The organism is Snodgrassella sp. W8124 (assembly GCF_016100875.1).
GTDB lineage: Bacteria > Pseudomonadota > Gammaproteobacteria > Burkholderiales > Neisseriaceae > Snodgrassella > Snodgrassella alvi.
Genome location: NZ_JACFRP010000001.1, coordinates 818,301 through 840,762 on the forward strand (window position 1 = coordinate 818,301; position 22,462 = coordinate 840,762).

Annotated in this window: 18 protein-coding genes; 8 read left to right on the top strand and 10 right to left on the bottom strand. The window is 41.7% G+C overall.

Annotated features, from left to right (window positions below; all coding sequences use genetic code 11):
* Positions 1–65: 65 nt before the first annotated feature.
* From H3U73_RS03580 to H3U73_RS03615, 8 genes are all read right to left on the bottom strand, one after another.
* Positions 66–581 carry a hypothetical protein gene (locus tag H3U73_RS03580; RefSeq protein ID WP_198190069.1) on the bottom strand — a complete coding sequence of 172 codons (516 nt, stop codon included), beginning with the start codon at positions 579–581 and terminating at the stop codon, positions 66–68.
* Between the two features lie 107 nt (positions 582–688).
* Positions 689–895, bottom strand: a complete 207-nt coding sequence (locus H3U73_RS03585; RefSeq protein WP_198190070.1) for a hypothetical protein — start codon at positions 893–895, stop codon at positions 689–691.
* Between the two features lie 377 nt (positions 896–1,272).
* Positions 1,273–1,719 (bottom strand): SsrA-binding protein SmpB, encoded by a 447-nt coding sequence (smpB, locus tag H3U73_RS03590; protein WP_025330778.1) that lies wholly within the window; start codon positions 1,717–1,719, stop codon positions 1,273–1,275.
* Positions 1,720–1,855: 136 nt separating this feature from the next.
* Entirely contained in the window at positions 1,856–3,196 is a 1,341-nt protein-coding gene (locus H3U73_RS03595) for an MFS transporter (RefSeq protein ID WP_198190071.1), read from the bottom strand.
* A gap of 94 nt (positions 3,197–3,290) precedes the next feature.
* A complete protein-coding gene (gene ilvC / locus H3U73_RS03600; RefSeq protein ID WP_025330776.1) occupies positions 3,291–4,307 on the bottom strand; it encodes a ketol-acid reductoisomerase in 1,017 nt (338 codons plus the stop codon).
* An 86-nt stretch (positions 4,308–4,393) separates the two neighbouring features.
* The gene (gene ilvN, locus H3U73_RS03605) at positions 4,394–4,885 is read right to left on the bottom strand and encodes an acetolactate synthase small subunit (protein ID WP_025331818.1); all 492 of its coding nucleotides are present in this window, start codon (positions 4,883–4,885) and stop codon (positions 4,394–4,396) included.
* 12 nt (positions 4,886–4,897) lie between these two features.
* Positions 4,898–6,622 carry a biosynthetic-type acetolactate synthase large subunit gene (ilvB, locus tag H3U73_RS03610; RefSeq protein ID WP_198190072.1) on the bottom strand — a complete coding sequence of 575 codons (1,725 nt, stop codon included), beginning with the start codon at positions 6,620–6,622 and terminating at the stop codon, positions 4,898–4,900.
* A 389-nt stretch (positions 6,623–7,011) separates the two neighbouring features.
* Complete coding sequence (locus H3U73_RS03615) at positions 7,012–7,869, bottom strand: chorismate mutase (protein WP_198190073.1); 858 nt, start codon at positions 7,867–7,869, stop codon at positions 7,012–7,014.
* 240 nt (positions 7,870–8,109) lie between these two features.
* On the opposite strand from H3U73_RS03615, the gene H3U73_RS03620 reads away from it, so the two are divergent.
* From H3U73_RS03620 to H3U73_RS03655, 8 genes are all read left to right on the top strand, one after another.
* Complete coding sequence (locus H3U73_RS03620) at positions 8,110–9,108, top strand: HlyD family secretion protein (protein WP_100115707.1); 999 nt, start codon at positions 8,110–8,112, stop codon at positions 9,106–9,108.
* A 1-nt stretch (position 9,109) separates the two neighbouring features.
* Positions 9,110–11,914 (top strand): ribosome-associated ATPase/putative transporter RbbA, encoded by a 2,805-nt coding sequence (gene rbbA / locus H3U73_RS03625; protein WP_198190074.1) that lies wholly within the window; start codon positions 9,110–9,112, stop codon positions 11,912–11,914.
* Positions 11,915–13,042, top strand: coding sequence for an ABC transporter permease (locus H3U73_RS03630; protein ID WP_037394999.1), 1,128 nt, complete (start codon positions 11,915–11,917; stop codon positions 13,040–13,042).
* A gap of 31 nt (positions 13,043–13,073) precedes the next feature.
* Complete coding sequence (locus tag H3U73_RS03635; protein ID WP_198190075.1) at positions 13,074–14,552, top strand: efflux transporter outer membrane subunit; 1,479 nt, start codon at positions 13,074–13,076, stop codon at positions 14,550–14,552.
* A 157-nt stretch (positions 14,553–14,709) separates the two neighbouring features.
* A complete protein-coding gene (locus H3U73_RS03640; protein ID WP_110414243.1) occupies positions 14,710–16,266 on the top strand; it encodes a patatin-like phospholipase family protein in 1,557 nt (518 codons plus the stop codon).
* A gap of 893 nt (positions 16,267–17,159) precedes the next feature.
* Complete coding sequence (gene aspT, locus H3U73_RS03645; RefSeq protein ID WP_096765489.1) at positions 17,160–18,860, top strand: aspartate-alanine antiporter; 1,701 nt, start codon at positions 17,160–17,162, stop codon at positions 18,858–18,860.
* 30 nt (positions 18,861–18,890) lie between these two features.
* Entirely contained in the window at positions 18,891–20,483 is a 1,593-nt protein-coding gene (locus H3U73_RS03650) for a bifunctional aspartate transaminase/aspartate 4-decarboxylase (RefSeq protein ID WP_025330768.1), read from the top strand.
* Positions 20,484–20,651: 168 nt separating this feature from the next.
* Positions 20,652–21,392 (top strand): glutamine amidotransferase, encoded by a 741-nt coding sequence (locus H3U73_RS03655; protein WP_198190076.1) that lies wholly within the window; start codon positions 20,652–20,654, stop codon positions 21,390–21,392.
* Between the two features lie 19 nt (positions 21,393–21,411).
* Here the strand turns inward: H3U73_RS03655 and H3U73_RS03660 are convergent, their stop codons facing one another.
* Together H3U73_RS03660 and H3U73_RS03665 are read right to left on the bottom strand one after the other, a co-directional pair.
* A complete protein-coding gene (locus H3U73_RS03660) occupies positions 21,412–21,768 on the bottom strand; it encodes a YkvA family protein (RefSeq protein ID WP_198190077.1) in 357 nt (118 codons plus the stop codon).
* A 38-nt stretch (positions 21,769–21,806) separates the two neighbouring features.
* Positions 21,807–22,274, bottom strand: coding sequence for a histidine phosphatase family protein (locus H3U73_RS03665; protein ID WP_198190078.1), 468 nt, complete (start codon positions 22,272–22,274; stop codon positions 21,807–21,809).
* Positions 22,275–22,462 lie beyond the last annotated feature (188 nt).

Genomic DNA, 22,462 nt, shown 5'->3' on the forward strand with positions numbered 1-22,462 from the left:
TTAAATAAAAATATGTTGGTAGATATTATTTTCCTTATTCAGATTCTACCAGCATGAATAACTTGTCATTCAGAAATATTAGATTGCTTTACCAGAATTTTTAGTAGCTCTCTTCGTTCTTTTGCTATAGTTTCCAGAATAGTAATAAAGCGGTTTTGATAGTCATAATCTTCATTCCATTCAAATAGCCTATTACCAAATGCCATGTAAAAATATACATCATCTTTAATTACTGGGTTTTTGGTAAATTTTATGCAGAACGTAAATAGAGCTTTATTTAAACTAGGGTATGGTTGTTCAATCAATGTAACAGATTCAAGATAAGATATATCAATTTTTTTATCTTCTATATAAATGTCTTTTGATGTGAAGTAAACCTGTTTAATATTATTTCTTTTAGTTTTAAAGAGTTTCCATAAAAAAAGTGTACTAATTGCTGCAAGTAAAACTGTTATTATGCTAAAGTTCGGATATTTAAATAATATATTCATTAGGTACAAAAAACAAATATAAGCACCTACAGATCCAAAATATAAATAAATAAATGCATAGGCTCTTGAACAACAATACCATTCATGCATGATTTTAAAATCTTGTGGTCGGCCATTCATAAAATTTGAATAAACAGTTTTTTTAAATTAAGTATGGAGTCTGATGGTAAATAAAATATTTATTTAATAATTCATGTTTACCGGCATTTTCGCGGACTTTTTCCTTTTAGTTCTTCATTTGTCCTGGTGTCGTAAATCCGGACTGTGGCTTTAGGAAATGCCTTACATAGTACAATTTTTGAGCGATAAATTCCTGTTCCTTGAGCCAGCATTTGTACTTTAGGTGCCAGGTCGTTACCATTTTCATCCAATGCAACGAGACGGTAATCTCCTTTTAATGTCATACAGCCGTTTAGCAATAAAATTATTGATAGCAGACCGATTTTCTTCATCATTACACACCCTGTATTGTTAATAATGCTTGCCTGTATTGATACAGTAATACAAGTTTAACATAATTTAACTTTTTTATGTCTAGTTAAATTTAACTATTTATTATAATGAGAATGGCTATTGAAGGATGATTTATAAAATACTGATTTAATAACAAAATATGATTAATTTGATTTGGCTTATATGAAATGTAATTTTTCTGGAGTTTATTAACTGCTTTATTTTACCAGATGATAAGAAATGCTTTAATTAGTTTAGTTTTATTTTTTATTTATACGGGAAATTAATGAATTTAATTTCCCGGTTTATTATTAATATTTGCCAGGATTTAGCGTGTCTGTTTAAGCAGGCGTTGTTTCTCACGATTCCAGTCTTTTTCTTTGCTGCTTTGGCGCTTATCATGCTGCTTTTTACCTTTGGCCAATCCCATATCGATTTTTACATAACCATGGCTGTAATGCATGTTAACAGGCACAAGGGTATAACCACTGCGTTCTACTTTGCCTATCAGTTTGTTGATTTCTGATTGTTTCAGTAATAGTTTTCGCTGTCGTACGGGATCGGGTTTTACATGATTGGATGCGGTGGGTAAAGCAGTAATGTGACTGCCAACCAGATAAAAAGCACCTTTTTTCCATTGGATATAGCTTTCTTTGATTTGAACTCGTCCGGCACGAATAGCCTTTACTTCCCAGCCTTCAAGAACAATTCCGGCTTCTATCTGTTCTTCGATAAAGTAATCGTGAAATGCTTTTTTATTGTTGATAATGCTCATTTTAGATATCTGCTACATAGTATTTTTATGTGTATTTTAGCAGAAAGATTTATTATGGAAACAGATTAAGCTAACACTAATGTGAATTAATCGCTAAGATAAAAAACCGATTGGTTAAATCGGTTTTTTATCTGTTTTAATTTTCAATTTCCTGTTTATGTGTTTCTGGTAGCAGTAGTACTGCAATCATACTAAGTATACAGGCGGCAATCAGAAACCAGCCTATATATACTGTACCCTGTAAACCATATTTTTCAACCATCCATGCGGCAGCAAACGGGGTCAGTGATCCGCCCAGAATACCGCCAAAGCTGAAGGAGATAGCTGCACCGGTATATCTTACGTTGGTAGGGAATATTTCAGGTAAGAAAGCCGCTAAAGGTGTCCACAAGATACCCATTATAAACAGTGCAGAGGATAAGAAAATGGCCGCAGTAACACCACTGGCAGAATTGATTAAGTCACCAAAAAAGAAACCGATTATGATTGTGGCTATACCACCAATCAGAAATACCGGGCGACGGCCGATTCTGTCTGAAAGCCATGCAGATATCGGGGAACCGACAGCCATAAATACAATGGCACCCATGAGAATGGATAAATACTCAATTTTATTAAATAATGCTGTACTTTGCCACTCATGCTTTGTAGTAGCATATTGCAAAGAAAATACGGTTGTTAAAAAGAACAGGGTAAAGCACGACGTAGCGGCCAGAGAGCCTAAAAAAAGCTGATTGTAATGTTTGCGTATAGTGTCAGTCAGAGGGATTTTTACAGCACTCTGTCTGGCAACCATGGTACGAAAAGCATTACTTTCAATAATGGACATGCGAACATACATACCCAGACCAACCAGAACAATGCTCAGTAAAAATGGGATACGCCAGCCCCACGACATCATTTGTGCATTATCAAGATTTTTGGATAAAACAATGAAAATCAGGCTGGCAGTAATGAATCCGATAGGAGGCCCGATTTGCGGAAACATCGCAAAAAGAGCACGTTTACCTCTGGGCGCATTTTCGGTAGCCAGTAAAGCGGCTCCGCCCCATTCACCACCTAAGCCAAGACCCTGACAAAAGCGCAGGACGCATAAACAAACTGGTGCAATAATACCTGCCTGCTGATATGTCGGCAGAACACCGATCAGGGTTGTACTGATACCCATTATCAATAATGATGCTATCAGGGTGGTTTTACGGCCAACTTTATCGCCAAAATGTCCGAATAATCCGGCACCAATAGGGCGGGCAACAAAGGCTATTCCAAAAGTAAGAAATGAGGACATGATAGCAATTGCCCGATCTTCGGTTGGAAAAAACAGGTCGCTTAATACGAGTGCAGCAGCAAGTCCGTATATGTAGAAGTCGTAAAACTCTACGGCTGTACCTACGAGGCTGGCAATCGCTACTTTGGTAGGGGAGTTCTGAGTAATTTTGTTTGCAGATTCAGACTGCGGAGCGGGTGGAGTAGTCATATTCTTTCTTGAATTCGGGGTTTAAAAAAAGCTTGTATATGAAAATGCATACACAAGCTTTTTGCTTTGTTACAAACAGACTTAAGCAGCTATATTAGTTTTTATCCTGATCAACCAGTTTGTTTTTGGCAATCCATGGCATCATGCTGCGTAATTGGTTACCAATGATTTCGATTGGATGATCAGCATTCTGGCGACGGCGAGCAGTCATAGACGGATAGTTGGTTGCACCTTCTACGATAAATGATTTGGCATAGTCACCATTCTGAATGCGTTTTAATGCTTCGCGCATAGCCTGACGTGAATGTTCATTTACGACTTGCGGGCCGGTGAAGTATTCGCCGTATTCGGCATTATTGGAAATGGAGTAGTTCATGTTTGCAATTCCGCCTTCGTAGATTAAATCTACGATCAGTTTCATTTCATGCAAACATTCAAAATAAGCCATTTCCGGAGCATAGCCTGCTTCTACCAGTGTTTCAAAACCGGTTTTGATTAATTCAACCAGCCCGCCGCACAATACGGCCTGTTCGCCGAAAAGGTCGGTTTCAGTTTCTTCTTTGAAGGTTGTCTGAATCACGCCGCCTTTGGTACCGCCATTGGCGGCAGCATAGGATAAAGCGATGTCGCGGGCACGACCGGTTGCATCCTGATGTACTGCAATCAGGCTGGGCACACCACCGCCTTTCAGGAATTCACTGCGTACTGTGTGACCAGGGCCTTTGGGTGCAATCATCACTACGTCAAGATTTTTGGCCGGAATAATCTGGTTGTAATGAATATTAAAACCATGAGCAAAAGCTACTGTGGCATTGTCTTTCAGATTAGGCGCGATTTCATTCTGATAAACTGCCGGCTGAAATTCGTCAGGTGTCAGAATCATCACTACGTCGGCTGCTTTTGTGGCTTCTGCAACTTCCCGTACGTCATGACCGGCATTTACTGCTTTATGCCAGGAATTACCGCTTTTGCGCAGCCCGACGATTACGTTTACACCTGAATCTTTCAGGTTGGCAGCGTGAGCATGACCTTGTGAGCCATAACCGATGATGGCTACGGTTTTGCCTTTGATTAATGAGAGATCTGCGTCTTTATCGTAATAAACTTGCATTGCTATTCCTTCAATTTAATGTGTTGATTTTAAAATCAGGGTTTTAATATGTTTTTAGGTCGGATAATGTTTTAAAAATGTCCGGCTTAAATACGTAACATGCGTTCGCCGCGACCTATGCCTGCTGCACCGGTACGTACGGTTTCCAGAATAAGGGTTTTGCCCACGGTATCCAGAAAGGCATCTAGTTTGCTGCTGGTGCCGGTGATTTCCACTGTATAGGTTTTGTCGGTTACATCAATGATGTGTCCGCGGAAGATATCGGTCAGACGCAGTATTTCATCGCGATCCTTGCCGGTAGCGCGCAGCTTAACCAGCATTAATTCACGTTCAACGTAGTTGCTGTCGTTCAGATCGATAACTTTGATAACTTCTATCAGTTTATTAAGCTGCTTGGTTATCTGTTCCATTACTTTGTTATCGCCGCTGGTGACAATTGTCATTCGTGACAGGGTTTTGTCTTCTGTTGGAGATACGGACAGGGAATCGATATTGTAAGCACGGGCTGAAAACAGACCAACAATACGGCTCATGGCTCCGGCCTGATTTTCCATCAGAATAGATAAAATGTGTCTCATGATGTGCTCCGGCTATTCTTCTCTCATATGTGGCGGTAAAACCATTTCATCCAGACCTTTACCATTGCCTACCATGGGATAGACATTCTGAGTACGGTCGGTAATGAAATCCATGAATACCAGTCTGTCTTTGAGTGCAATGGCTTCTTTCAGTGCACCTTCGATGTCGGCTGCTTTTTTCACTCTGATGCCAACATGCCCATAAGCTTCAGCCAGTTTGACAAAGTCAGGCAATGATTCCATATAGGTTTCAGAATAGCGGTTGTCATAATAGAGTTCCTGCCACTGACGAACCATGCCAAGGAAGCCGTTATTAAGATTGATCACTTTAATCGGCAGGCGATACTGATAACAGGTGGAAAGTTCCTGAATATTCATTTGTATAGAGCCTTCACCGGTAATACAGAATACGTCCTCTTCCGGTTTAGCCAGTTTGGCACCCATGGCATAAGGTAATCCGACACCCATTGTGCCCAGCCCGCCGGAGTTTAGCCACTGGCGCGGGCGTATGAATGGATAGTACTGTGCTGTAAACATCTGGTGCTGACCAACATCCGATGTGATGAGGGCATTGTTGTCGGTCAGTTTTGCCAGTGTCTGGATTACTTGCTGAGGTTTGATGATTTCATCTGAACTTTCAAACCAGATGCTGTCACGGCTGCGCCAGTTTTCGATGTTTTTCCACCATCTGTCCAGTGCATTACTGTTAAAGCCCAGATTCTGCTTCTGCCACAGGGCTAGTAAATCAGCCAGAACGTTTTTAACATCACCAACAATGGGTACGTCTACTTTTACGCGTTTGGCAATGCTGGATGGGTCGATATCAATATGGATGATTTTTTTGCCATCGTCAGTGAATTTATCGGGTACGGAAATCACACGATCATCAAAACGGGCACCGACAGCAAGTACTACATCGGCATTTTGTAAAGCAATATTAGCTTCGTAGCTGCCATGCATACCTACCATGCCAAGAAATTGACGGTTGGTAGCAGGAAATGCGCCTAATCCCATCAGAGTAGAGACACAGGGTGTACCGGTAGACTGAATAAAATCGGTAAGGATGTTGCTGGCATTACCGAGGATTACGCCTCCGCCGTACAGTACAATTGGTCGTTTAGCTGCAGCCATTACTTGTGCAGCTTTTTTTATCTGACCTGTATGTCCCTGCGTAACGGGCTGGTAGGAGCGGATATTGATGTCTTCCTGCGGATAGCTGAATTTCGCCATTGCCTGGGTCACATCTTTAGGCACATCAATCACTACCACACCGGGTCGGCCGGTACGCGCAATCTGAAAGGCTTTTTTAACTGTTTCTGCCAGCTCACTTACGTGGGTAACCAGAAAATTATGTTTTACACACGGGCGGCTAATGCCGACGGTATCGACTTCCTGAAAGGCATCAGTACCGATAGCAGGTGAGCCAACCTGACCGGATATGACCACGAGCGGGACAGAATCGGAATTGGCGGTGGCTATGCCGGTTATGGCATTGGTAGCACCCGGACCTGATGTTACCAGAGCGACTCCGATTTTTTCTCCGTTGCTGGCGCGTGAGTATGCATCAGCAGCATGAACTGCAGCCTGCTCATGACGGACAAGTATGTGGCGGAATTTTTTTAATTGAAAGATGGCGTCGTAGATTTCGAGAACTGCTCCGCCGGGATATCCGAAAACATATTCTACATTCTCGGCTTTAAGACTCTGCACGAGTATTTGTGCACCTGAAAGTTGCATATCAACCTCTTATGTTCTAGTAGTCCGACTGATACATTGCCAATGCATCTTCATCCGGTAAGATTAATAAGTGTAAACGGCGGTTTAGGGTACGCGAATATACTTATTGTGATGATCTGTTGGCTCTGCATCCGGTAGTCGGAATAGCAGGTTTGGGTTAGCTAAATGAGTGTTTACGATAAAACAGGTATAGATGTTAAGCAAGCGCTAATTTTGAAAAGAATGTTAGTTATATGATTATATTAATTTATTTTATGCTAAAAATTTTATATTTTTCGCAATATTATACTTGTTTTAGACAAATTTAACATTAAAAATGATTAAATTTGTCTAAATTTATAAATAATATATGTTTTTATAAATTTATTGATTTTGGACTTATTGTCCAGTTAATGTATGACAATATGAGCACCTGCAGCTTGTGCCAGTTGCATAAGTGTTGCACTGTCCATATAGGCATGAGCGAGGCGGGAAATATTAGCTACAATGGGCAAATGAGTAATCTGTCTGGCTTTAACAATGGCTTCTACATCAAGCCGGTATGGAGCATTGCGCTCCAGACTTAATGTACCTGCTTCACCCAGCATCAGGTGATGATTGCCTTTTAAGGCAATATGCTCAGCCGCAATCAGCCATTCATCTACCTGATGATGTTTGTCTTTGCAGAGTACAACCGGAATATTCAGACAGCCTACTTCGTTAAGGAGGGTGCGATTAGACATTAACTCTCCGCCCAGATAGATAATATCTGCTTCTGCCTGTAAAGCTGGTTCTAGCTGGCGCACATCCCTGATACGCAGCCAGACGGGTTTACTGGCTGCATGTGCCTGCTTAATTTGCTGTTGCATGCTGATATTGGTTTGCGGCACTGTCGAATAGGGTGAAAATGCCTGATAAAAAGGATCGATAAAGACATTAGCTCTTTCCGGAAGCCGGGTGCCGCTCATGCTGTCGACTATATGAAAATGGTAGCCGCCAAAGTTCTGTCCTCGTACGGTGATAACTGTATCCTCGGGCTGACTTTCACGGCTGATAATGCGCCAGTCTTGTAGTATGCGCATGGCTTTTTCAACGCCGGCAAGTGCTTCTAGTTCGCGTGGTTCGAAGACTCTTTCATCACCAACAGCTCCGATGATGGTGCGTTCTGCGCCACGGGATAAATGTTCGTGCAATCCGCGTCCACGGATAAAACTGATGACATTGCTGATCTGTGTTTCGGTTGCCTGACGCTGCATTACGATAATCATATCCGAATTCCTTGAAAACAGTATTCTGATTGTCAGAAAAAAACAGAATGCTGACAAGTGGCAATTAGTTGTTTAGCACTCAGAATTTGCTTGGCGTAATTTTCGCAAATATGTAACAGTAATAGTAAACTATTGTTATTGATGAAATGAATGGATATTTTATGTGTTAAATTGTGTGAGCAGGATATGGCGAGTTTCGTGATGCGGAACCAATAAAACAGTTTGTTCAGGGAAAAATAAATGAAAACAAAAAAACTGTTGTTTGTGTTGGTGGTACTGGTATTAGCCGGACTGGCGGTGTGGATTAATATGCGCAGCCATACTGATTTACCTGATGGTTTTGCCGGCGGTAATGGCCGTATGGAACTCAAGCGGCTGGATGTGGCTACTTTATATGCTGGTCGTGTCATTGAGATGAAAGTGGATGAAGGTGATGTAGTTGCTAAAGATCAGGTTCTGGCTGAGCTTTCATCTGATCAGACCAGTAGCAGGCTGGATGCTGCCCGTGCAGATAAACAGCGTGCACAGGAAAATGTCTCTAAAGCAGAAGCAGAAATTGCCGCTCAGCAGCAGATACATAAGGTTGCTCAGATGGATTTGGATAATGCGCGTCAGCTTAAATCAGATGAGCTGGTATCCTCACCTGAATTACGCCGGAGACTGGCTGAACGTGATGCTGCAATAGCCAGAGTTAAATCTGCTCAGGCAGCCCGCGCTGAGGCTCTGGCAGCAGTACAACAGGCTCAGGCTCAGATTAATGCTACTTCTTCTGCTAATAACGATATGCTGATACGTGCGCCTAAAGCCGGGCGTGTAGAGTATCGTATTGCCGAGGCCGGTAATGTACTGGGTGAAGGTAATAAAGTTGTGTCATTACTTGATCCGTCTGATGTAACGCTGTCGGTGTATTTACCCACAGATACTATCGGTAAATTAAAGCTTGGGGATGAAGCAAGGATTATTCTGGACGGAATGAATGCAGTCTGGCCGGCTAAGGTGGATTTTATTGATTCCAATGCTCAGTTTACGCCTAAATTTGTAGAAACTCAGAATGAACGGCAAAAGCTGATGTATAAGGTTAAGCTAAAAATTCCGCCTGAGATTGCATTGAAATACAGTGGACTGCTTAAGGGCGGGCTGACAGGTAACGGATATATCCGTTTTGATAACAATAAAACATGGCCGCAGCAATGGCAGGTAAATTTACCCAGTATAAAACAATCTGCCAAAGGTGCCTGATATGGATAGTACGGCCAAAGCGCAGGCTGTAACAGGAGAGGAATGGGCTGTAGATTTACGCCATGTTTTTCATCAGTACCGTCAGACGAAGGCACTGCAGGATGTATCATTGCAAATCAGGCGCTGTGCAACGGTAGGTCTGATTGGTCCGGACGGGGTGGGTAAGTCTACTTTGCTGTCTCTGATAGCCGGTGTAAAAATTATTCAGCAGGGCGAGGTACTGGTATTTGGCGACAGTATGGCGGACAAGCATAGCCGGCAGTCGCTAAGCCACCGGATTGCGTTTATGCCGCAAGGGCTTGGTCAGAATCTTTATCCAACATTGTCGGTTAATGAAAACGTAGATTTTCATGCTCGTTTATTCGGTTTGCGCGGACGAATGCGTCACGAACGCATTGCGCGTTTGTTGCAGGCGACAGGATTATCACCTTTTGCTGACCGGCCGGCCGGTAAGCTTTCCGGAGGCATGAAACAGAAATTAAGTTTATGCTGTGCGCTGGTGCACAATCCGGAATTACTGATTCTGGATGAACCAACTACTGGGGTGGATCCGTTATCCCGTCGGCAGTTCTGGCAGTTGATTGATGAATTGCGGGCAGAAAATCCGGATATGACGGTGATTGTGGCCACGGCGTATTTTGATGAAGCGAAACGCTTTGAATATCTGCTGGCAATGGATAATGGTCATCTGATTGTCAATGCACCCACTCAGCAGGTTTTGGATGACACCCATACGGATACGCTGGAACAGGCTTATGTCAAACTTTTGCCCGAAAATAAACAGAATAAATCGGGCAGTCTGCAACTAACGCCGTTTGTTCCGGATAAAGACTCTCCTCCGGCGATTGAGGCAAAAGATTTAACCAAACGGTTTGGTGATTTTATTGCTGTCAATAATGTTAGTTTCAGGATTGAGCGAGGCGAAATTTTTGGTTTTCTTGGTTCAAATGGCTGTGGTAAATCAACAACCATGAAAATGCTGACGGGGCTGTTGGATGCCAGCTCCGGTTCTGCTGAGCTGTTAGGTCATACGGTTAATGCCAATGATATGACGACACGGATGAAAATCGGTTATATGTCGCAGTCGTTTTCTTTATATGAAGAGTTAACGGTACGACAGAATCTGGTACTTTCAGCCCGATTATACCGTATGGATGCTGCCCAGATTGATTCTGCTGTTCAGCAGTCTTTGCAGGAATTTGATCTGCTTGAATTTGCAGATATTCAGCCCAGTGAAATGCCGCTGGGTATCAGGCAGCGTTTGCAGCTGGCAGCAGCCTGTCTGCATCATCCTCAGGTATTGATTCTGGATGAGCCGACATCCGGGGTTGATCCGGTGGCCAGAGATATGTTCTGGCATCATCTGCTAAATTTGTCACGAAATCATCGCACTACTATTTTTGTCTCTACGCATTTCATGAATGAAGCGGAGCGCTGTGACCGGATATCATTCATGCATCAGGGGCGGGTTCTGGCTATCGGGACACCAGAAGAACTGTGTGAAAGTAAGGATACAGATGATCTTGAAACCGCATTTATTGATTATTTGCAGGAGGCTGTAGATAAAAATCAGCCTAAATCTCAGGTATCTGCTTCTGATACAAAAGAAACCCAAAACACCGCGCATGAAAGCGGATTTGGTCAATCTTCGGGTAAAACAACGGATGTTGATAGCCTGGCTTACTGGCTACAGACTATATGGACATTTGCTGTACGCGAAGGCAAGGAATTACTGCGGGATAAGATTCGTTTATTCTTTGCTCTGTTCGGACCGGTGGTGTTAATGATGATGGCAGCATGGTCAGTATCTTTTGATGTTGAGCATGTTAAATTTGCGGTAATAGATAGGGATCAGACGGTAGAAAGCCGCGCTTTGATTGAGCAATTTCAGGGTTCGCGTTATTTTACTTTCACCAGCAATCTTCACAGTGCTGCTGAGATTGATAATACGCTTAAGGTTTCTAATGCCAGAATGGTGATTGATATCCCGCCGCATTTTGGTCGTGATCTGTTGCGTGGCAATAAGCCGGAAGTGGGCTTTTATATTGATGGTACGATGCCGTTTATGGCAGAAAATATTAAAAGTTTTATTTTATCGACACTAAATAACTATACAGCGATGAAATGGACTGAAACAGGTTTGCCAATCTCTCTTAAGCCGGCTGCGCAGATCGCGCCGCGCTATGTTTATAATCAGGATTTTAAAAGTATTTTTGCAATTACCCCCGGTATGATTATGATGGCTATGATGCTGATACCGGTAATGATGACGGCTCTCGGGGTAGTCAGAGAACGGGAAATCGGTTCAATTACTAATTTGTATACTTCCCCCGCATCGGTTAGACAGTTTCTGATTGGTAAACAGCTTCCTTATGTGTTTGTTTCTTTTCTCAGCTATCTGATTCTCGTATGGCTGGCCGTAGTGGCATTGGGTGTGCCTGTGCGTGGCAGTTTTCTGGCGATGAGTCTGGGTGCGCTGGCATTGATATTTGCAGCGACAGCTTTCGGTTTATTGATTTCCAGCTTTGTAAAGTCGCAGGTGGCTGCCATTTTCGGTTCGGCAATCTTATCATTAATTCCAGCGCTGAATTTTTCCGGTCTGCTGTATCCGCTGTCTACACTCAGCGGGGTTAATTATTGGTTTGGCTGGAGCTTCCCGACTGCATGGTATCAGTTAATCAGTTTAGGCGGTTTTACTAAAGGCTTAGGCTTTCTGGACTTTATTAATTATTACTTGATATTAATGGTATTTTGTCTGGTATACGTTTTTCTGGCCGGCTGCTTACTGAAGAAGCAGGAGGTATAGATGCTGCAATGGTTTAAAAATGTATGGGTGCTGAGTGTAAAGGAGCTGAAAAGCCTGCTGAGTGATGTGGTTTTAATTGCATTAATGGTAGTCGTGCTGTCTTTAGCCATTTACTCAGTTGCAACCAGTATTACTACCGAAGTGCGCCATGCTTCAGTTGCCATTATGGATGCTGATCACAGTGTTTTGTCTTACCAAATTCGTGATTCTTTGCTGGAACCTTATTTTAAACAGCCGGTAGAAGTAAAGCGTGAAGAAATTGATGCGGCTATGGATAAAGGTGATTATGTCTTTGTACTGGATATTCCGGCCAATTTTGAACGCGATGTGGTCGCAGGACGGTCTCCTACCATTCAGGTGCTGGCTGATGCAACGTCAGTAACTCAGGCTGGTATAGGTTTTAATTATTTAAGCCAGATTATTGATGCACAGACACGTTCTTTTTTACATCAGCAGTCTGCAGTGAAGTTATCTCCGGTTACGCCGGTGTTAAATATTCAGTTTAATCCTAATGGTGAATCCTCATGGTTTATCGCTACGATGAATGTAGTATCCAATCTGACTTTACTGGCGATTATTCTGGTCGGTGCCGCGGTAATCCGTGAGAAAGAGCACGGTACGATAGAACAGTTGCTGGTTATGCCGGTACGACCCAGTGAAATTGTGATGGCCAAGATTTTTGCTAATGGTGCGGTTATCTCAGTAGCTTCTCTGCTGTCTTTATGGCTGGTTATTCAGGGCTGGCTGCATATACCGATAAACGGCTCAATATTTTTATTTAGTATGGGCATGTTTATTTATTTGTTTTCTGTGGCGTCTCTGGGTATCTGGTTTGCAACGCTGGCTCCTACCATGCCGCAGTTTGGTTTGTTATGTTTGCCGATTTATGTGGTAATGCGTTTACTTTCGGGCTCTGAATCGCCATTGGAAAGTATGCCGGCAGTTTTTCAGTATATAACTTGGTTTTCACCGGAAACTCAATTTACTCAGTTTAGTCAGGATGTGCTCTTTCGGAATGCCGGTCTGGATATTGTCTGGCCGAAAATTTTGATGATGAGCATAATGGGTGTGTTGTTTCTGGCTCTGGCGCTATCGCGATTTCGTGGCATGCTGGCACAGCATTCTTGATGCTTACACCGGATTTTAGGGAAGTATGGTGATGAATAAAACATGGTTGTCTGTATTACTGGCTTTAGGATTGGTGGCAGGTTGCGGCAGAACTGATATTCAGGTGAAATCTACTGTCGGTATGCCACAGCAGTTTGATCAGAATGCGGCAGCACGCGGCTCAGCTGATATCAGCCGCTGGTGGCAAAGCTGGCCGGATCCGGTATTGAATGAGTTAATTGAAACCGGATTAAAAAATAACCGGAATCTGGCCAAAATGAAAGCAAATATGCTTGCAGCACGAGCCAGTGCTGCTATGGCTGAGTCTGATTTAGGACCGCAGGCAGGTGTGGAAAGTAGCGGAGGATTACATCGTTACAATGGTGATAATTCACTTAAAGATTTAAACTTACCGGCAATTGGTAATGCAAAGGATTACTTGCAGGCAACTGGTTCGCCGCTGGGTAATAATCGCCGGCATGTTCATGGTAATACGGTTCAGGCAGGTTTTACAGCCAGCTGGGAGCCGGATGTATTCGGACAAAAACGCAGTGATGCTGATGAAATGCATTATCTGAGCCTGAGCGAAACAGAACGCTGGCATGGTGCGCAGATGATGCTTGGCAGTGAAATTGCCGATAATTATCTGAAAATGCGTGCAATGCAGCAACGGGTAAAAGTAGGTGAGCACAGTGTTGCTACTCTTAAGCAATTGCAGCGATATACGGAAGGGCGTTTTCGTGCAGGTCAGGCATCGGCTTATGATGTTAGAGAAGTTGCGGCAAAACTTTCAGCTATGCAGGCAAAAATTGCTACATATCAGGCACAAGCTGATGTTTATCAGCGCAATATAGCAGTATTGACCGGTCAGTCTTCGCAAGGATTTGTGGTTGCGCCTGCGTCTTTGGATATTTTTCAGCATTTACCTTCTGCTCCGGCGGGACAGGTTCCACTGGATCTCATTACCCGGAGACCGGATATCCGCACTCAGGAAAATCTGGTGAAAGCGATGAGTGCCGGTTTAGCCAGTGCTAAAGCTGACCGTCTGCCACGATTTTCGCTTAATTTTTTATGGCAGACCGGACAAATACATTTAGACAGCAGTACTTCATATTTAAAAAATACGGCTGGTTTGCTAAATGCAAGTATGACTATTCCTGTGTTTACTGCAGGCAGAATCAAACATAATATTGAGCGGGCTGATGCTCAGTTACAGGCAGCTATTGCCGGATATGACCAGATGATTTTACAGGCTCTGGCTGAAGTAGATAGTGCATATCAGATGCAGTTTAGTCTGAATAAACAAAACCGGTTAATGCATCAGGCTCATATGCAGGCTGCCAGTCAGGCCGGTGCGGCTGAAAAACTGTTTCGCTATGGCGATATGACTCTAGACCGCAGTTTACGGGCACGCCTGAATGCCGAGGATCTGGATGATCAGCAAATTCAGGGCAAACTGGAAGAGGCACGTAATCTGGTTAATCTGTATAAGGCATTAGGCGGTGGCTGGCAAATTACTGATGAAAACTGATTTAAGATAATTAAGCTGAAAATTATGTTATCGTTTAATTTTCTGTTTGTATGAATAAGTGGCAGTAATGGTACACTGATAGATTACATGATAATAGCAATTATTAATTAATCAAAATATATCAGGTATCCTGATATTTTCCGCTCCGGGAGCTGTAATGCCGCTAAGTATTACGAGATCTGTTAGATGGTACCTGCTGATACTGATTGCCGTATTGAGCCTGAGTGCCTGTTCTACACTGCAATATCAGCCTATAGACACAATTGATCATATTGATGAACAGGAGGGTTATCGTATACAACATGCATTGTTAAACAATGATGCGAAGAAAATAGACGATGTAATCGGTATTGTGATGCTTTCCGGTGGCGGAACCCGTGCAGCTGCGTTTGGTTATGGGGTTCTGGAATCTCTGAAAAAGCAGCAAGTAAAAATAGACGGTAAACAGGTGAGTCTCCTTGATACGGTTGATGTGGTTTATGGTATATCCGGAGGCTCAGTTTTAGCTACTTATTTTGGATTACACGGAGCCGATACAATACCGAAATTTGAGCAAAATTTTCTCAATTTAAATTTGCAGAAAATGTTAGTTGGTCAGGTTTTTTCGATGGCTAACTGGTCGCGGCTGGCTTCACCGGAATTTGGCCGCGGTGATTTGTTACAGGAACAGCTGGATTTACATTTATATCATGGCGCTACTTATGCGGATTTAAATAATAAACGTAAGGGGCCGTTTGTGGTAATTAGTGCTACTGATATGAGTTTGGGCAGCCGGCTGGATTTTACGCAGGAGTATTTTGATTTACTCTGCATTGATTTAACTAAATTACCCATTTCCCGTGCCGTAGCGGCATCCAGTGCTGTGCCACTGGTTTTTGCACCGGTAACTCTGAATAACAATGGCGGTAATTGCCATTATCAGTTACCAGATAATCTGGTTGATAGTAATAATGCTGATGCTACCGGCACGACAGCTTTCCGTGCTCAGACACGTACAGCTTATCGTAATAATCTCAAGCAATATCAGGATAGTCAGAAAAGACCTTATATTCATTTACTGGATGGTGGATTAACGGATAATCTCGGATTACGCAGTTTGCTGGACACAACTGAGTTATATAGTAATGAAACTTTGTATGACCAGCTGGAATCAGCGAATATTCATAAAATTATCATTATTAATGTCAACGCCCAGACACAGCGCAAAAATGAAATTGACAGTAGCGCCAGTGTTCCCGGAACTACTGAAGTCGTGAGAGCTTTAACCAGTATTCCGATTGAGAAGTATTCAGAAGATACTCAGCATCAATTTCAGAAATATGTAGACTGGTGGAATGAAAATCGTAGTGAGGGTACACCGCGGGTATATTATATAAGTGTGAATTTACTGGATTTACCTTCTTCCCCTTTAAGGGATAAAGTAATTCATATACCAACAACGTTTTATCTGGCACGCAGTGAAGTGAATAATTTGCGTAAAGCTGCGAAAGAGCTATTAGCCCAGTCTGCCGAATATCATCGGCTGATTAAAGATATTGGTGTAGATTCATCCGATACTGATACAAAGGCATTTAGTTTATATGATGAAGAATCTGATGATGGTGATGATTCAGCAGATGCTACAGATCAACCGAATGCAGAAGATAATCCTCAAAATAATTTGAGTAATGTGGTTAATTTTATCAATACTGAATCATTACCTTTATTACGCTGAAAAATTTTATTGTATAGTGAAGCAGATACTTTTATCTGTTTGATTGTTTGAAAAGAGCCTGAAAGAAAATTATTCAGGCTTTTTTATATTCATTTCTGGAAATACTCAGGCTCTTATCAGATATAGCGTGTATATGTCAGGCTAAAATTCTTGTCTGAATTGATTTATTTTAAGTATTAAAGAGTTATTGGTATAAATGTCAATGAAGTAAACCCTTATCAATAAAACCATCTGCCAAAATTCAAATTTGAGAAATCAAAAAATAATTATGTAAACTTTATGTAGTTAAATGGTTTTAATTAGTTATAATTTGGAATGGATATTTTAATTAGCAATTTGTGTTAATTTTAATATCATTTTTTTTAGAAAAAATAGATGATTTGTTGTGAAATGGCAACAGAAATCTGACTGTTTAGCGTAGTTGTTAAACAGGATTCTTATTATCATTTCAATATGTTATAGATTATCAATCGTATTGAAAAATAGTTTATATAGTTTAATAATTAAATATGCATTTTGACTAAATATATTCAATTAGAAATAAATTATTTTATTGGCTAGTAAGATATAAGAATAACAGATTATTTAATAAATTTTATTCAATATAGATATTATAGTTCTAAATTATATTAATATATTAATAAAAAATTCTGAACAAAATCTTAACTTTTCTCTTTAAAATCAGTTGAAAAAAGCAAAAAACAGTATTGGTGCATGAATGTGAAATTATTCTTACATAGTAATTAAACGCGATTAATTGGATTAATTAAATGCCAATGTTGTTAACAAAATACCAAAATTATCATTAATTTTCGTACATATGAATATTTAGACAAAAATTAAAAGCGCACGAGCGCACACTAGCCTACGTTCTTTCAGGAGAAGGTAGACATATGTTGAATTGGGTATTGACTAATATTCAGGAATCACCGGTTATTCTGATGTTTCTGTCGTTAAGTCTGGGTTATTTGCTGGGCAATATACGCTTCGGTAAGTTCCAGCTCGGCGGGGTTGCCGGTTCCCTGCTGGTGGCAGTGGTTTTGAGCCTGCTCAATGTTCACATTGATTCTGGTCTTAAGGCATTGCTGTTTACTTTATTTATTTACGCTGTGGGTTATGAAAGCGGTCCTCAGTTTTTCCGTTCACTGGGTGTAAAAACTCTGCGTGAAATTTTTCTGGCATTGTTTATCGCCATTACCGGCTTTATTACGGTAATGATTATGGCACGCCTGTTCCATCTAGATAAAGGTCTGGCCGCTGGTCTGGCTGCCGGTGGTTTAACCCAGTCAGCAATTCTGGGTACGGCTGCTGATGCTCTGACACATATGGGTCTGCCTGCCGATCAGTTACAACAGTTACAGGCTAATGTAGCTATTGGTTATGCGGTGACATATATCTTTGGTTCTTTGGGCGCAATTATAATTTGTATGAATGTGTTACCGAAAATCATGGGTCGGGATATTCGCGATGATGCGGTAGCTGCTGAAGCTGAACAACTGAAAGGTGCTATGGCACTGGAAGGTAATCAGGGGATGGCAATTACGCAGATGGTGGGACGTATCTATGTGGTTGAACATGATATTCAGAAATCTATCAAAGATATTGAATTAGAAAATCTGGGTATAACTATCGAACGCATTAAACGTCACGGTAATCTGATTGACTGCACTCCGTCTACGATTCTGAAACGGGAAGACATCATCCTGATTGTTGGTCGTCGTGAAGCTGTGACTTCTGTCAGCACTTTATTCGGCCGTGAACTGGATGCCGAGCCGGGTCTGGAAGTCATTGTTGATACTAAAAATGTGGTTTTTCGCAACCCTGAGTATGCGAATAAAACCATGGCTGAAATTCGTTCCAAAGTTCATATGAGCGATAAAGACTTTGAAATTCAGCATGGTATCTACCTGATTGAACTGCATCGCAATGGTGAAAAAATAGATCTGACACCTGATACAGAGTTCAAACTGGGCGATGTAATGACCATTTACGGTTCTACCAGTGATATTAACCGTGTTGTACATATTATCGGTGCACCTATTACGGTTAATAGTAAAACCGACTGGGCTTATCACGGTCTGGGCGTAGTACTTGGTCTGATTATCGGCTGGGTGGTAATTCGTATCGGCAATATTCCGATTACGCTTGGTGCCGGTGGTGGTGCATTGTTATCCGGTCTTTTCTTTGGCTGGCTGCGTGCCCGTAAACAGACATTCGGCAATATGCCTGCTGCGGCTTCTCAGTTTATGAAGGATTTCGGTTTGGCCGGCTTCGTATCTGTTGTGGGTCTGCAATCAGGTTTACAGGCAATTACCACTATTAGAGAACATGGTCTGACTCTGTTCCTGATTGGTGTGGTGGTTACTCTGGTTCCGATGATTCTGGCTATTTTCTTTGGTCGCTATGTGCTCCGTTATGACAATGCAGCTGTATTTGCAGGTGCCTTGGCCGGTTCACGCAGTGCCAATCCTGCATTTGGTGAAGTTCTGGATAAAGCTGGCAATGCGATTCCGACTACTCCATTTGCCATTACATATGCATTAGCCAATGTGTTCCTGACATTGTTAGGTCCGTTGATTGTGGCTCTTGTTTGATATGTGCTTTAACTTCTTGAGGAAACTATTATGACTTCAAAACATGATTTTGAAAAATATGCTAATTTAAGCCCGTTTGAGTTGAAAAATCACTTGATTGATCTGGCACAGAGCCGCAACGATCGGATGATGCTGAATGCCGGTCGTGGTAACCCTAATTTTCTGGCTACTTTACCACGCAATGCCTTTTTTGAATTAGGTTTGTTTGCTGCGGAAGAGTCTGAAATTTCTTTCTCTTTCCTGGATCAGAATATCGGTGGTATGCCGTTTAAAGATGATCTGATGGCACGTTTTGATGATTTTATCCGTCGTAACCGCCACAAACCAGGCGTTGATTTTCTGAGTAAAGCCATGTCTTATGTACGTGACCAGCTTGGTTACAATCAGCATCAGTTCCTGCTGGAAATGACCGAAGGTATTCTGGGTTGCAATTATCCTGTACCTGACCGTATGCTGCGCTTGTCTGAAGAAATCGTTAAAACCTATATTCTGGAAGAAATGGGTGCTAAAACGATGTCTAATGACGATATCGATCTGTTTGCAACTGAAGGTGGTACTGCTGCTATGGCATACATTTTCAGTTCTCTGAAACAGAATGGTCTGATTCGTCATGGCGATAAAATTGCTCTGGGCGCACCAATTTTCACACCATATCTGGAAATTCCTGAACTGAACGATTATGAATTGGAAGAAGTTCTGATCAATGCTGATCCGAAACTGGACTGGCAGTATCCTGAAAGCGAATTGCGCAAACTGGAAGATCCCTCAATCAAGGCATTCTATCTGGTTAACCCATCCAATCCGCCTTCAGTGAAAATGGACGACCGCAGTCTGCAGATTATTGCTGACATCGTGAAAAAACGTCCTGATCTGATTATTCTGACTGATGACGTATATGGTACATTTGCTGAGAACTTTGAATCTCTGTTTACTCTGTGCCCGTACAACACTATTTTAGTGTACTCTTTCTCTAAATACTTCGGTGCTACCGGCTGGCGCTTGGGTGTCATTGCCATGGCCAAAGAAAATGTACTGGACAAGAAAATTGCTGAGCTGCCTGAAGAAGAACGTCAGGTATTGCACAAACGTTATCTGTCTATTACTCCGGAACCGGAAAAACTGAAACTGATCGACCGTATGGTTGCTGACAGCCGTGCTGTTGCTCTGAACCACACAGCCGGTTTGTCTACACCACAGCAGGTGCAGATGGTACTGTTCTCTCTGGCCGAAATGATGGATACCAAGAAACAGTATAAAGATGCTCTGATGGCTCTGATTCGCAACCGCAGTGCTGCCATGTACAAACAGCTGGGTATTAAACATGAGTTTAATGAAAACAGTGTGGATTACTACACTCTGGTTGATATGGAAGATACTGCACGTCAGCTGTATGGTGATGAGTTTGCTGAATGGGTTGTTAAAACCAAAAATCCGAATGAACTGCTGTTCAGAATTGCGGATGAATCCGGCGTAGTATTGTTACCGGGTAAAGGTTTTGCCGTACGTCACCCATCCGGTCGTGTTTCATTAGCCAATCTGAATGAATATCAGTACAAAGCTATTGGTGCATCTCTGCATAAACTGGCTTGTGAATATCATGAAGAATTTAAAGCCAGCAAGTAATTAATTTTACCCTAGCTTAAATCAGCGCCGCACTGTTTGTGCGGCGCTATTATATTTGCTTTGACTATATCGTAAATCAAAAATCTGATAAATGGAGATCCTTTTATAATTGGATATCTACCGGAAAAAATCGTATAGTTTAACCGGTTCATTCTGATTTTATTGTATATGAGGAGAATAAAATTGCGGGTACATTTTATTATTCATCAGGATTATGAAGAAGCTGCAGCTTGTGAAGAATGGGCAATCAGCAGAGATTATCAGATTTCGCATTCACGAGTTTATCTTGGCGACAAATTACCCGAATCTGCAGCTGGTTTCGATATACTGATTATTATGGGGGGGCCGCAATCACCAGTTACGACAACTGAGGAATGCCCTTATTTTGATACTAAAGCAGAACAAAGCCTGATTCTCAGTGCTATTAATAATGGTAAGGCTGTGCTTGGTATTTGTTTAGGTGCCCAATTAATCGGGCAGGCTTTGAACGGAATGTATGAACACAGTCCTAATAAAGAAATTGGTTATTTTCCAATCTATTTAACTGAAGCAGGTATGGCGGATGAACTTATCTCTCATTTTGATAAAGAAATGCTAGTGGCACATTGGCATGGTGATATGCCGGGTCTGACCGAACAGGCACAAGTGCTTGCCTATAGTAAAGGTTGTCCGCGTCAGATTATCCGTTATGCACCGTTGGTATACGGTTTTCAGTGTCATCTGGAGCTGAATGCAAAAGCTATTGATAAATTAATTGCAGCTTCTGCATCTGAATTAGAGAAAGCAGCTGATTATCCTTTTATTCAGTCAGCAGAGGAAATCAGATCTTTTGATTATTCTGTTATGAACCAGCAGCTTTTTATTTTTATGGATAAACTGATGCGGCTATATCAAAATAATATTGAATAGCTTAGCAGGAAGGTATGATTTAACGGTGAAAGAATCGGGAAACAGCTGTTTCAGCCTGAGCTTTAAGTGCCGGTGTGATGGCTTTTTGCAGCTGTCTGCATACCATAGTAATAACCGCAATATCATCAGTAAATCCTATTGGTCCGAGTAAATCGGGAATCAGATCTATAGGACTGAGAAAATAGAGCAGGGCACCCAATATCAGCATTTTACTGCGTAGCGGTGTTTCTGCTGATTTAAAAAGCAGATATAAGGTGTATAGCTGCACCATTACGGGTTTACCCAGAATTAAGGTATTTTTACTAAGCTTTGTGAAAAAGCTTTTTTCATTGAACTGATTATGTCCGATATTGACATTTTTATGTAACCAACTCATCGCTATATGCTTTCATTTGTTGATTATATCTGTATGGTTTATTTTAAAGCAGCGGGTGAAAGAACGACTTTTAGTCGTGCCTGATGGCGCTGTTGATAAAAACGGACATCAAACCACCAAAAAGCTGATTTTTTCACTGACCAGAATTGCTGCGGTAACCAGATGCCGTTGAGCAAATAAGCGCAGAACTGACCTATCCAGGGTTGATGACCTACCCATATCTGTGTAGAAGAAGCAGCGTTCTGTTGTTGCAGAAAAGTAGCGAGATTAAGCGGATGGCTGTCAGGATTCAGTAATTTATTAATAGTCAAAGGCTGTTTAAGAAATTCTGCAGTTTGCTGTGCTCTTACTGCTTCTGAGCAGAAAACTTGAAAGTTATCCGGTAAATGCTGATGCAACCATTGAGCACTGGACTTTGCCTGCTGCTGACCTTTAATTGTTAATCTTCGTGCCATATCATTGCGGCTGTCTTCAGCCTCGGCATGACGCCATAAAATTAAATCCATATCTTACTCCTTTGGATTATGGTTTCAGAGTGCTGTTAGCTGTTATGCTTATGCTACAATTATTTGGTTTGCCGACTTCTTTCTGATAGTAGTAGCATCAGTAGTGTTCTGGCAATGTGGCAGAGGCTATCTTTGTATTTTTTAATCATGCATTAACATTGAAAGACAGGTGTGAATCGATTTTTTGT